Annotated in this window: 13 protein-coding genes; 10 read left to right on the forward strand and 3 right to left on the reverse strand. The window is 64.9% G+C overall.

Going from position 1 to position 12,766, the window contains the following annotated elements; all coding sequences use genetic code 11:
* Positions 1 to 78 precede the first annotated feature (78 nt).
* Complete coding sequence (locus AC04PT_RS16235; protein WP_482874775.1) at positions 79 to 1,299, reverse strand: trypsin-like peptidase domain-containing protein; 1,221 nt, start codon at positions 1,297 to 1,299, stop codon at positions 79 to 81.
* 523 nt (positions 1,300 to 1,822) lie between these two features.
* Here AC04PT_RS16235 and AC04PT_RS16240 point away from each other — a divergent pair.
* The 10 genes from AC04PT_RS16240 (at position 1,823) to AC04PT_RS16285 (ending at position 10,895) form a co-directional block, all read left to right on the forward strand.
* Entirely contained in the window at positions 1,823 to 2,008 is a 186-nt protein-coding gene (locus AC04PT_RS16240; protein WP_482874776.1) for a hypothetical protein, read from the forward strand.
* A gap of 21 nt (positions 2,009 to 2,029) precedes the next feature.
* The gene (locus AC04PT_RS16245) at positions 2,030 to 3,175 is read left to right on the forward strand and encodes a TRAP transporter substrate-binding protein (RefSeq protein WP_482874777.1); all 1,146 of its coding nucleotides are present in this window, start codon (positions 2,030 to 2,032) and stop codon (positions 3,173 to 3,175) included.
* A 107-nt stretch (positions 3,176 to 3,282) separates the two neighbouring features.
* Complete coding sequence (locus AC04PT_RS16250; protein WP_482874778.1) at positions 3,283 to 3,798, forward strand: TRAP transporter small permease; 516 nt, start codon at positions 3,283 to 3,285, stop codon at positions 3,796 to 3,798.
* A 10-nt stretch (positions 3,799 to 3,808) separates the two neighbouring features.
* Positions 3,809 to 5,137 carry a TRAP transporter large permease gene (locus AC04PT_RS16255; protein ID WP_482874779.1) on the forward strand — a complete coding sequence of 443 codons (1,329 nt, stop codon included), beginning with the start codon at positions 3,809 to 3,811 and terminating at the stop codon, positions 5,135 to 5,137.
* A 12-nt stretch (positions 5,138 to 5,149) separates the two neighbouring features.
* Complete coding sequence (hisD, locus tag AC04PT_RS16260) at positions 5,150 to 6,457, forward strand: histidinol dehydrogenase (RefSeq protein ID WP_482874780.1); 1,308 nt, start codon at positions 5,150 to 5,152, stop codon at positions 6,455 to 6,457.
* 4 nt (positions 6,458 to 6,461) lie between these two features.
* Entirely contained in the window at positions 6,462 to 7,220 is a 759-nt protein-coding gene (locus AC04PT_RS16265) for an SDR family NAD(P)-dependent oxidoreductase (protein ID WP_482874781.1), read from the forward strand.
* The gene (locus tag AC04PT_RS16270; RefSeq protein WP_482874782.1) at positions 7,217 to 8,206 is read left to right on the forward strand and encodes a zinc-dependent alcohol dehydrogenase; all 990 of its coding nucleotides are present in this window, start codon (positions 7,217 to 7,219) and stop codon (positions 8,204 to 8,206) included. Before AC04PT_RS16265 ends, AC04PT_RS16270 begins: the two co-directional genes overlap by 4 nt.
* A gap of 3 nt (positions 8,207 to 8,209) precedes the next feature.
* Entirely contained in the window at positions 8,210 to 8,500 is a 291-nt protein-coding gene (locus tag AC04PT_RS16275) for a UxaA family hydrolase (protein ID WP_482874783.1), read from the forward strand.
* Positions 8,501 to 8,529: 29 nt separating this feature from the next.
* Complete coding sequence (locus tag AC04PT_RS16280; RefSeq protein WP_482874784.1) at positions 8,530 to 9,711, forward strand: UxaA family hydrolase; 1,182 nt, start codon at positions 8,530 to 8,532, stop codon at positions 9,709 to 9,711.
* A 149-nt stretch (positions 9,712 to 9,860) separates the two neighbouring features.
* A complete protein-coding gene (locus tag AC04PT_RS16285) occupies positions 9,861 to 10,895 on the forward strand; it encodes a YeiH family protein (protein ID WP_482874785.1) in 1,035 nt (344 codons plus the stop codon).
* A gap of 8 nt (positions 10,896 to 10,903) precedes the next feature.
* Here AC04PT_RS16285 and AC04PT_RS16290 read toward each other — a convergent pair whose 3' ends face one another.
* Together AC04PT_RS16290 and AC04PT_RS16295 are read right to left on the reverse strand one after the other, a co-directional pair.
* Complete coding sequence (locus AC04PT_RS16290; protein ID WP_482874786.1) at positions 10,904 to 11,485, reverse strand: DUF1190 domain-containing protein; 582 nt, start codon at positions 11,483 to 11,485, stop codon at positions 10,904 to 10,906.
* A 34-nt stretch (positions 11,486 to 11,519) separates the two neighbouring features.
* On the reverse strand, positions 11,520 to 12,746 hold the full coding sequence (locus AC04PT_RS16295) for a glutathionylspermidine synthase family protein (RefSeq protein ID WP_482874787.1): 1,227 nt from the start codon (positions 12,744 to 12,746) through the stop codon (positions 11,520 to 11,522).
* Positions 12,747 to 12,766: the final 20 nt, after the last annotated feature.

Genomic DNA, 12,766 nt, shown 5'->3' on the forward strand with positions numbered 1-12,766 from the left:
ACACTGGACGGCGTTAGGCCGCCGCGTTCTTAATTCCGGCCTGACCCGGAACCCCCCTGAATGCCTTGCGGGATATATCTACTGGGCTCCGCTTATTTCTGCAAAGACCGCAGGCGCCTCTGCCTCGACGTGGCGCAGGATCGTCCGCACCGGGACGCCGAAATTTTCCCGCCGGATCTGGGCGCCCATCAGTTCCACCCCCTGCACCGAGATCGCCTGCGATCCGACATGCAGCGCGGCCACCGACCAGCGGTCGTCGAACACAGGCGCGCCCGAGGACCCGCGGTTGGTGTCGGTCAGGTACGCAAGGATATCGTTGTTGCCCAGCACCACGAAATTGTTGCGGAACCCCAGCCGCATGGGCCGGCCCATCGGGTGCTGCAACAGGTTGACCCGGTCGCCGATCCTCTGCGCCTCGGTCTTGCGGATTGGATGCCGCCTCAACCCCAGCGCGGGCCGATCAGCCAGCTCGGCCGGCAGGCGGAATAGGGCGAAGTCAAGCGTCTTGTCGGAAACCAGCAGCGCGTCCTCGCCCAGCAGGTGGCCGTCGCGGATGTCATCCTCGTCGCGGTAATCCTCGATCAGCCGTGCCGTCTCGGCCTGAAGCGTGAAGTCTTCGGGATCGGCATCGGGTTCGAAACTGGTGCGGGCGTTGAAGACGTGGTGATTGGTGATCCCGATCTCCGGACTGAACACCCATGCGGTGCCTGACCCGGTGTCGGGCATGTCGCCGCTGTTGAAATTCGGCTCGCCGTCGAAGTGCCGATGCACGACGATCTTGAAGACCGAGCGCGCGGCGGCCAGCCCGCCCTCGAGAAAGGCCAGCGAGATCGTCTCATCGGCTTCGCCGATCATGGCCTCTGGCGCGATCTCGGCGGCGGCGGGATCAGGCAGCTTTTTCGCCAGTCTGGCGTGGGCCGACCCGTCGTCCGCGCCCAGCACCGCCGCCGTGGCAACCCCGGAGACCGGGCTGGGCCGCCGGGCTTCGACCCGTTGCACCATCGTCTCAAAGAACGCGCGGTGTTCGGCGTCGGCGGCGTAGTCAGCGGCCTGCGCCAGCACCATGCGCAGCGGCACCTCGCCGCCCTTCAGGTTGACGACGCCGTTCATCGCCTGCAGGACCTCGTCGATGCGCATCGCCGGCGGCAGCCCGGGGTTGGATGGAAGCACCTCACGATAGTGTTTCGGCAGCACTTTCAGTAGCGAGCCGAAGACCTCGGGCAGGAGGAGATCGGCCGCGATCAGCGTTTCGCGCACCTGACGCAGCTCCGGGGCAAAGAGATATCCGGTCCAGGTCATTATCGCGTTCCTTTCCGGTCAGGAGCGGGCGACATGCAGGCGGCCCCTACCGGCCAGTTTGAGTAAGGTGGCTGAGGATCCCGATGCGCGCCTTGTACGAACACGATCGCATCGGCGTTCGGCACTATGAAGGGCATTGAAGAAACAACTTAAACGAACAGATATGATGTCATCATATACCAAAGGATGCGGGACTGAGAAGAGTGCACGAGCTGGTTCCGTGCGATGACCATCTGGCGGCAGTGTTAGGGGCACACCGTTTTCAACGCGTTGGGTCTTGTTTCGCGACATATCTTGGAGTTTGGCAGGTGGGTTCTGACGGGTCTCGCCCCATGGCGCTGTTCACCGTAATTCCCGTAACCCGCATTATGTTATAATGCAGCTTCTGCAGAACCGCGCGTCGAAAAGTTCCTGCGCCTTCAGCCCAGTAGCGGGAATCTTCGCCACGTGCAATGTAAGCGCTTGCATGAAAGCTGTGTAAGCGCTTACATTGGCGGCACGGGAATCGTGGAAAGGATCTGCAATGTTTCTGATTACAGCGCTTGGCCTGTTTGCAGTCTTTGTCACGAACGTCGTTCTGGGAGCTTCGGGAGGAGCGCAGTTCCTTGACGACGTTGGAGAGATGCTGGTGCTTTTCGCCGCTTCGCTGGCCTTCGTGGTCGCGATCCTACGGCGCGAGGCAGCGCAGAAGGCCAAAGACCGGGAATAACAAAAACTTAGGGAGGAATACATGGACAACGAGAACCTCGAGCGCGCCATCATGGGACGGCGCAATTTCCTGAAACTCGCCGGATCCGGCAGCTTTACTGCGGCACTGGTTGCCGGTGCCGGTGGCATGCTGTGGTCAAGCGAAGCCGCGGCCCAAACCGCCAAGGAAGAGAAGGAACGCGAGGCCGCCGCCGATCACACCATGACGCTCGCGACCGCTTATGTGTTGGGCGCATCGCGCAGCTATCCGATCATGCAGCTGGACCTGAAGGAAAACATCCAGAACGCCACCAACGGCAAGGTCTACGTCAAGCTTGCCCCGGGTGGCCAGCTCGGCGCCGGCGGTGCGCTGGTGCAGGCGGTGCAGACCGGCACGATCCAGTGCGCACAGCATTCGCTGTCGAACTTCGCGCCCTTCGCCAGCGCCGTCGACCTGATCAACATGCCTTACTTCTGCGGCTCCAACCAGCGGTTTACCAACCTCGTCGGTTCGGACGCCTGGAAATCCGAGGTCAACCCCAAGGTCGAGGCAGCGGGCTTCAAGCCGCTGTTCTACGTCGTGATCGACCCGCGTGTCGTGGCGGTCCGCAAGGGCGGCAACAAGGTGATCACGCCGGGTGACCTGAGCGGCGTCAAATTCCGCGTTCCCGGCTCGAAGATGCTGCAGCAGTACTACGGTATGGTCGGCGCCAACCCGACGCCGGTGGCCTGGGGCGAGACGCCCTCGGCGATCAAGCAGGGTGTTGCCGATGCTCTCGACCCGTCGGTCGGCGCGCTTTACGTCTTCGGGTTCAAGGATATCCTGAGCCACGTCACCTTTACCCAGGCGGTGCCCGACAGTCAGGTCTATTCGATGAACCTCGAATGGTTCAACGGGCTGCCGGCCGACGTGCAGGAAGGCATCGAGTTCGCTGGCGAAATCACCTCGCAGCAGAACCTCGCGAAGGTGCCTGCGGCCCGGTCCTACGCGATGTCCGAACTGACCAAGTCGGGCGTCGAGTTCCATTCGCTGACCGACGACCAGCTGGCCGAATGGAAAGACGCGGGCGGCTACCAGCGCTCGGAATGGGACGACTTCAAGGTTGAACTGGCCGGGTCGATGGATGCCTTCGCGCGCCTCGAAGAGGCTGCGGGCACCATGGGCCGCTACTACGTCCACGACGCCTGAGTCTTCGCAAGCAGGGGCGGCCACCGCGCCGCCCCGACACCCCCGAACACAGTCCTTCCCGACCGGACGGCCGAGGCTGACGCCTTGCCGGACTACAGGAGATTTGCATGCGCAGTGCCCTGAGACGTCTCGATCAGAATGCCGAACGCTGGATGCTTCTGGTGTTCTACACAATGCTCGTCGTCACCATGTTCATCGAGGTTCTGCGGCGCGAGGTGCTGTCGTATTCGTCGATCTGGGGCGAGGAAATCGTCCGTTACTCCTTCATCTACCTGGCCTGGATCGGCGCCGCCGCTGCGGTGCGCCAGCGCGGACACATCCGCATCGACGTGCTGATGCAATACGTCGGTCCGAGGGTGAAGGCGGCACTCTATCTCTTCGGTGACTTCGTGATGTTCGCTGTTGCGCTGGTGGCCTTCTACTGGTCGCTCGAGACGGTGCTCGTTTCGGCCAAATTCGGGTCGGTCACCCATGGTTTGCGGGTTTCGCAGGTGTGGTTCCTGTCGGCGGTGCCGCTGGGCTTCGCGCTCGTGATCCTGCGCCTCGTCCAGTCCTTCATCCGGGACATCAACGATCTTCGCCACGGACGCCCCGTGTACGAAGGCGACAAGCTTTTCGACTGAGGAGACGGCGATGCTCTGGAACCATCTCGATCAAACCGTCGAACTCGGCTGGGACTTCTACGGTCCCGTGCTGCTCTTCGTCCTGCTCGTGGCGCTCGCGGTGCCGGTCTGGGCCGCCATCGGCGCCTCGGCCATCGCGATGCTGATGTGGTCGGGCGCCCTGCCGCTGAGCCTTGTCGGCGAGAGCCTGTTTCACGGCATCGACCACTTTGCGCTGACCGCCGTGCCACTGTTCATCCTGACCGGCGACGTGCTGGTGCGCACCGGGTTGTCGCGCAAGTTCCTTGATGTGGCCGAGGCGCTGACCCAGTTCGCCAAGGGCGGCTTCGGTTCGGCCACGGTGCTGGTCTGCGGCATGTTCGCCGCGATCTCGGGCTCCGACGCGGCGGGGGCCGCCGCCGTCGGCCGCATGACCATCGCCCGGTTGGTGGAGTCGGGCTATCCCCGCCCCTATGCCTGCGCCCTGGTCGCGGCGGGCGCCTGTACCGGCATCCTGATCCCGCCGTCGATCGCCTATATCATCATCGGCCTCGTGCTGGGCATATCCGCCTCGACACTGTTTCTGGCCGCCGTCATTCCCGGTCTTGCCATCCTCGTGTCGATCCTCGCCACCAACATCATCATGAACCGGCTCTACGGCTGGGAAGGTGGCGGCAACATGCCGGTGCGGGACTACCTGTCCAACCTCGGCCAAGCGCTGAAATCCGGCTGGTACGCCTTCATCGTGCCCGGCATCATCTTCTACGGCATCTTCTCGGGCCGCCTGACCCCGACCGAAGCCGGCGCGACCGCCGTGGTCGTGACCATCATCATGGGCTTCATCCTCGGCACCCTGAAACTGGCGGATTTCCCCTCGATGCTGGTCAGCTCGGCCAAGGTCAACGGGATCATCCTGCCGATTATCGCCTTTTCGCTGCCGCTGGCGCAGGCGCTGGCCATCCTCGGGGTGCCGCAGGGCTTTGTCGCCGCGGCCACCACCGTCAGCGACGAGCCCTGGGTGCTGATCGCGATGATGGTGATGATCCTGATCGCCGCCGGTTGTGTGATGGAAACCACGCCCAATATCGTCATCCTCGCGCCGATCCTGAAGCCCCTGGCGGACGATATCGGCATGAACGAAATCCAGTTCTGCATCATGATGATCACCGCGCTCGGCGTCGGCTTCATCACCCCGCCGCTGGGCCTCAACCTCTTCGTCGTCTCCGGGCTTACCGGCGAGTCGATCCTGAAGATCGCCTACAGGGCCATCCCCTTCGTGCTCTTCATGCTGGTCGTCACCCTGTTAATCGCCTTCGTGCCGACGATCTCCACCGTCCTTCTGCCTGACATCTTCAAATAGGAGCCGCCGCTCATGACCCGTGAATACCTGAAGAAAGCTACGCTCACCTCAAAGAGCGACGCCTCCGACACCAAGAAGATCGTCCGCAGCATCCTCGACGAGATCGAAGCCGGCGGCGACGAGGCCGCCCTGGCCTACGCCAAGAAATTCGACAATTACGACGGTGAGATCGTGCTGTCGGCCGAGGCCATCGAGGCGGCCGCGGCGCAGGTTCCCGACAAGCTCAAGCGCGATATCGAGTTCGCCCACGCCAACGTCAAGCGCTTCGCCGAGGCGCAGCTGGGCACCGTCAAGGACTTCGAGGTCGAGGTGGTGCCGGGCTTCGTCGCCGGACAGAAGGCGATCCCGGTTAATGCTGCCGGTTGCTATGTCCCCGGCGGTCGCTACAGCCATATCGCCAGCGCCATCATGACAGTGACCACCGCCAAGGTCGCGGGATGCCGCAACATCGTTGCCTGTTCTCCGCCGCGCCCCGGTGTCGGCATCGCGCCGGCCATCATTTACGCCGCCCATGTCTGCGGCGCCAACAAGATCCTCGCCATGGGCGGGGTGCAGGGCGTGGCAGCCATGACCTATGGTCTCTTCGGGCTGCCCAAGGCCAACATCCTCGTCGGTCCCGGCAACCAGTTCGTGGCCGAGGCCAAGCGGATGCTCTTCGGCCGTGTCGGCATCGACATGATTGCTGGGCCGACCGACAGCCTCGTGCTGGCCGACAAGAGCGCCGATCCGATGGTGGTGGCCGCCGATCTCGTGGGTCAGGCCGAGCACGGCTACAACTCGCCGGTTTGGCTGGTTACGGACGATCGTGCGCTGGCCGACGAGGTCATGCGCCTCGTGCCTGAACTGATCGACGACCTGCCCGAGGTCAACCGGGACAACGCCACCGCCGCGTGGCGCGACTATGCCGAGGTGATCCTCTGCAACGACCGCGAAGAGATGGCCGCCTGCTCCGACGATTACGCGCCCGAGCACCTGACGGTGCAGGCCGAGGATCTCGACTGGTGGCTGGAGCGGCTCAGCTGCTACGGCTCGCTTTTCCTCGGCGAGGAAACGACCGTGGCCTTCGGCGACAAGGCCTCGGGCACCAACCACGTGCTGCCGACGTCCGGCGCGGCCAGCTATACCGGCGGTCTCAGCGTCCACAAGTACATGAAGATCGTCACCTGGCAGCGCGCCACCCGCGAGGGCGCGAAACCCGTGGCCGAGGCAACTGCCCGCATCTCGCGGCTCGAAGGGATGGAGGGCCACGCCCGCACCGCCGACATCCGGCTGAAGAAGTACTTCCCTGACGAAACCTTCGACCTGACGGCGCAGGCCTGAGACGATGCAAGTCGATGACCTCTTCAGCGTGTCCGGCAAGGTGGCCTGCGTCACCGGCGCAAGCTCCGGCCTGGGGCGTCACGCCGCAGCCGTGCTTGCCCGTGCCGGGGCGCAGGTGGTGGGCGTTGCGCGCCGGGCTGCCGCGCTGGCTGACTGGCAGGCCGAGGCCGGTGACGGCACCGCCGCCGTCGAAGGCGATGTCGCCGACCGCGATGGGCATGCCACGCTGGTCAGCCGCATCTCCGCACCGTTCGGCGCACCCGACATCGTGGTCCACGCCGCCGGGCTGAACACCCGCGAAGCAGCCGACGATGTCACGGACGAGGGCTGGGACGCCACGCTCGCGGTCAACCTTTCGGCGCCCTTCTTCCTCAGCCAGCGCATGGTGCCGGCGATGCGCGCGAAGGGCTGGGGCCGGATCGTGAATTTCGCCTCGCTGCAATCCTTTCGCGCGTTTCCCGGTGGCATCGCCTATGGCGCATCCAAGGGCGGCGTCACCCAGATGACCCGCGCCATGGCCGAGGCCTGGTCGCGCGACGGCATCACCGCCAATGCCATCGCACCCGGTTTTTTTCGCACCGAACTGACGGCGGCGGTGTTCGACGATCCCGACCGCGCCGCGCGCAACGCCGCGCAGACCTGCATCGGCCGCAACGGTGCGCCCGAGGACCTCGACGGCCCGCTTCTGTTTCTCTGCTCGGACGCGTCACGATACGTGACCGGACAGGTTCTCATGCTTGACGGGGGGTTCACCGCAAAATGAAAGCCTTGGTCTATACCGATGTCGAAACCCTGACATACCGCGACGCGCCCGACCCCGAACCGCAGGCCGGCGAGGCCCTGATCCGGGTGGAGAGCGTTGGCATCTGCGGCTCCGACATGCACGCCTACCTTGGCCACGACAACCGCCGCCCCGCGCCGCTGATCCTCGGACACGAGGCCGCCGGCACCGTGATCGGCGGTCCGCGGAACGGCCAGCGTGTCACCATCAACCCGCTCGTCACCTGCGGCAGCTGCCCGGCCTGCCGGGCGGGGCGCGAAAACCTGTGTCCCACGCGGCAGATCATCTCGATGCCGCCGCGCGAAGGCGCCTTTGCCGACCTGTTGCGGATGCCCGAAACCAACTTGATACCGGTTCCGGATCACGTGCCGCTGGCCAAAGCCGCGCTGGCCGAGCCGCTTGCCGTCAGTTGGCATGCCGTCCGCCTCGGTCTTGACGCGCTGCACCCCTCGGCCGAACGCCGTGCGCTGGTCATCGGGGGCGGCGCCATCGGGCTGGCCGCCGCGCTGGCGCTGAGCGCGATGGGCGTGCCCGATGTCACCATCGTCGAACCGAATGACACCCGACGCGCCTACCTTGCCGAACACTGTGGTCTGCGCGTGGTGAAATCCGCCGAGACCTCCTGCCCCATCGTCATCGACGCCGTTGGATATGCCGCCACCCGCGCAACCGCGTCGGCACGCACAGAACCCGGCGGAGTGATCGTCCATATCGGCCTCGGCGAGGATGCCGGCGGTCTGGATATCCGCCGGATGACGCTGCAGGAGATCACCTTCATCGGCACCTACACCTATTCCGCCCAGGACTTCCGCGACACCGCGGAGGCACTTTTTGCAGGGCGTCTCGGTCCGCTCGACTGGACAGAGGCGCGCCCGCTTTCAGACGGCGACGCCGCGTTCCGGGACATCCGTTCCGGGGCCTGCGCGGCCCCGAAAATCATCCTTCACCCTGACACTCAAGGAGTCTGACCCATGGCTGAAATCCCCCACCTGCTTGTCCACGAACACGGCGACAACGTCGGCGTCGTGGTGGTCGAGGGCCTGACCGCCGGCACCGACATGCTGGTCTGCGTCACCCACGACAACTCGACCTTCCGCCTGAAATCCGAGGCCGACGTGCCGATCGGCCACAAGATCGCGCTCAAGGACCTCAAGAACGGCGATACCGCCACCAAGTACGGCGAGGACATCGGCAAGATCATCGCCGACATCCCCAAGGGCGCACACGTCCACACCCACAACTGCAAGACCAAACGCTGGTAAGCCACGCTCTCTGGAAAGGACCAAGCCACATGGCATCGAAATACTCCAACATGACAGTGCAGGCCTATCGCCGTGAAAACGGCCGGGTGGGCGTGCGCAACCACGTCGTCATCCTGCCGGTCGACGACATCTCGAACGCCGCCTGCGAAGCGGTTGCCAACAACGTCAAGGGCACGCTGGCGATCCCGCACGCCTATGGCCGTCTGCAGTTCGGAGAGGACCTCGAAGTCCACTTCCGCACCATGATCGGCACCGGCGCCAACCCCAATGTGCATTCGGTCGTCGTGATCGGCATCGAACCCGGCTGGACCAAGCGCATCGCTGACGGCATCCGCGAAACCGGCAAGGAAGTCGCCGAGTTCTCGATCGAACAGAAGGGCGACTTTGAAACCATCCGCGCTGCCTCCTGGGCCGCCAAGGACTTCGTCCACAAGGCCACCGAGGTGCAGCGCGAGGAATGCTCGATTTCCGAGCTTTGGGTCTCGACCAAGTGCGGCGAGAGCGACACCACCACCGGTCTCGGCTCCTGCCCGACCGTGGGAAATATGTACGACAAGCTGCTGCCCGAGGGCATCACCGGTTTCTTCGGTGAAACCTCCGAGATCACCGGCGCCGAACACATCTGCCAGAAACGCGCGATCAACGAAGAGGTCGGTGAGCGTTGGTACAAGATGTGGAAGGCCTATCAGGACGACGTGATCTTCGCCCACCAGACCGATGACCTTTCCGACAGCCAGCCCACCAAGGGCAACATCGAAGGCGGGCTGACCACCATCGAGGAAAAGGCGCTCGGCAACCTCGAGAAGATCGGCCGTACCTCGCAGTTCATCGACATTCTCGATCCGGCGGAAGCGCCGAAGTCGGGCAATGGGCTCTACTTCATGGACAGCTCTTCGGCGGCAGCGGAATGCGTGACCCTGATGGCCGCCGGCGGCGCGGTGATCCACACCTTCCCGACGGGCCAAGGCAACGTGGTCGGCAACCCGATCGTGCCGGTGATCAAGATCACCGCCAACCCGCGCACCGTGCGCACCATGGGTGAACATGTGGACGTCGACGTTTCGGGCATCCTGCGCCGCGAACAGACCATCGACGAAGCCGGCGACGCGTTGATCGAGATGATCGCCCGCACCGCCAATGGCCGCAATACCGCCGCCGAAGCGCTCGGTCACCGTGAGTTCTCGATGACCAAACTCTACCGCAGCGCCTGACGCTGTTAGGGGCGGCGCCAGGTGTGCCGCCCCCACCCTCATCCTATTCCGGTGAAGGTCCGGGGCCGGTTGCCTCGCGACATCCGCGGAGACAGGAAATCACGCGCGCCCGCATACGCAAGAACTCGCACCCAGGCTGACCCGATACCATGACTGATACTACCGTCCCCGGCCTCTTCGATCGCCGCGTCAGACCACTGTTGCCCGGCGTCCTGATCGCCGGCATCATCGCGCTGGCCAGCCAGTTCGTGGCCGAACACTACGGCGCGCCCGCCATGCTGCTGGCCCTGTTGTTCGGCATATCGCTCAACTTCCTCGGAACCGAAGCGCACAGCAAACCCGGCATCGACTTCGGATCGCGGCAGCTGCTCCGGCTGGGCGTCGCGCTGCTGGGCGTCCGCATCAGCGGCGAGGTGCTGACCCTGCTTGGGTGGCCGGTCGTCGGGCTGGTGGTGCTTGCCGTCGTGCTCACCATTGGTTTCGGCCTTGCGGTCTCGCGTCTGTTCGGCTTCCGCTATCGCTTCGCGTTCCTGTCGGCCGGCGCGGTGGCGATCTGCGGCGCCTCGGCAGCCATGGCCATTGCGGCGATACTGCCCCGCGACGACCGCTCGGAAGAGCGGCTGATCTTCACCGTGGTCTCGGTCACGCTGCTGTCGACGCTGGCGATGATCGTTTACCCGGTGCTCACCGCCGCCATCGGTTTCGACGACAGGACCACCGGCATCTTCATCGGGGCCACGGTCCACGATGTCGCCCAAGTGGTTGGTGCAGGCTTCTCCGTGTCGGAGGAAACCGGCAATGTCGCCACGCTGGTCAAGCTGCTGCGGGTCGTCATGCTGGCGCCGGTCGTGGTGGTTGCCGCTCTGGTGATCCGCAGCTTCACCAATGCCGACGAGGTCGATGACGCCCGACCGCCCCTCGTGCCGATCTTCGTGCTGGGCTTCGTCCTGCTGGCCGCGCTGCGCAGCGCCGGGCTGGTGCCCGAGGTCATCGTCCAACTCGCCTCGGAGGCGTCGCGCTGGCTTTTGGTGATCGCCATCGCCTCCGTCGGTCTGAAGACGCAGCCGAAGGACATCCTTCATGTCGGACTGCCAGCAGTGGCGCTGCTGGTGGCCGAGACCGCGTTCCTCGCGGTGCTGATCGGCCTCGCGCTCGGGTTCCTGCCGCTGACCGCGACCGGGTAAGCCCTGCCTCAGCCGCCGAAACCGGTCCGGGTGCCTCCGACCTTGCCGAAGCCGCCGCGCGACGCCGCCGTGGCGCGGGTCATCGGGGTCTTGCCGATGGTCGAGGTCGGGCGGGTGAACTGGGATGTGTTAAGCTTCGCCGCCCCTCGGTTGGTCGAGAACATGCTGGAGCGCGCGGCGTTGGTATAACGCCCGTCCGAGGTCTTGTAGAGCGGTTGCGCCGCCGCCATGCCCGAGCGACCGCCCAGCATGTTGCCGATCAGGTAGCCCGCCAGCAGCGGCATGAAGATGCTGCCCGACCCGCCCTGCGTCTGCGCCGCTTCCGATCCGCAGGCGCCCTCGCCGTGCTGCTCCTCGCAAACCGCGAGGCTGTCATAGCGCGGCGCAGCCTCGACATGCAGGGTCTCGGCCTGTGCGAAGGCGGTTTCGCAATCCATCTGCGTGAACACACCCCCGCGCGCGGCCTCGTCCTTGCAGCTTTGCAGGTCCGGAAAGGCGGCGGCGTCGACCTTCTCCTCTTGGCAGCCGGCAAGGGTGAAGGCCGCGGCGCCGAGGATGGCGATGGAAACCCGTTTCGAGCGTTTGGTCATGGTGCTGGTCTTTCTGCCGATGGGGCAAGCGTCCTCATGCAAGGATATAATGCGGTTTGAACCGGGACAAATCCTGGGTAATGCGCGACCGGTCCTCGCGGATACCGATCCCGGCGCAGGCCTGCCCCACGATCCACGCCCCGATCACCGGGCGGAACCCGTCGAACACGGGCAGGGGCGAATAGGCCTGTACGACGCGGGGATGTTGGGAATAGTCGGTGTTCTGCGCCTGCTCAATCACCTCGCCAGACCGGGTGATCGTCACCGAGGCGCCTTCGCGCGACAGGATCGGCTTGGTCACATGGCCTGCCGCGAGCGCCGCCTCGGCCCGTGCGAAGGCCTCGGCGGTGTCCTCCGCCGTGGGCCCCTGCCCCGCCATGGCCGCGCTGACGTCCGCTTCGAAGAAGGCGGGCAGCAGGTTCGGATGCCCCTCGAACATCTGCCACAGCACCGGCAGCAGCCCCTTGTTCGATAACAATGCCTTCCACGCGGGTTCCAGAAACAGGCAGCCCGAACCAGCGATATGGGCGGCATAGTCGTCGCGCAGCAGGTCCTCCCACGGGTAGAGCTTGAACAGCACCGCGATCCGCCGGTCCTGATCGTCCAGAAACTGCCCGTCCTCGCTGAGCCCGATCTTGTCGAGATCGCAGTAGTGCGCCCCCAGCCCGGCCTCGCGGGCGGCCCAGCCCATGGCCTCGACGGTGCCGTAATCCTCGGGGTTGCCGGCAACGGCCGTGAAATGCAGGTCGCTGCCCTTGGCGAAGACCTCGCCGAACCGCGCCACCAGCGCCTCGTGGATGCCGTTGAACTGGTCGGTGCCCTCGGGCAGCACGCCCGCCTTCAGTTGGTCTTCCAGCCATTGCCACTGGAACGCCGCGCTCTCGTAAAGCGATGTCGGCGTGTCGGCATTGTATTCCAGCAGCTTCGCGGGTCCCTGCCCGTCATAGGCGAAATCGAACCGGCCATAGATCTCGGGATCGCCCTGCCGCCAGCTGTCCGCCACCAGATCGCGGTGCGCTTCGGGGATCGCAAGCCGATCCATCAGGCGCTCGCTGGCGATGATCTCGCTCACAGCCTCACGGCACATGCCATGGAGCTCGGTTGCCGGGTCTTCGAGATCGTTCTCGATCTGCTCCAGCGTAAAGGCATAGGCCGAGGTCTCGTCCCAATAGGGTTCGCCGTACATGTCGGCAAAGGTGAACCCGACATCCTGCGCATGTGCACGCCAATCCGGCCGCTCGGGCAAGGTGATCTTCTGCAATGGTCCGCTCCCACTTTGTT

Source organism: Litorisediminivivens sp. KMU-197, assembly GCF_056858395.1.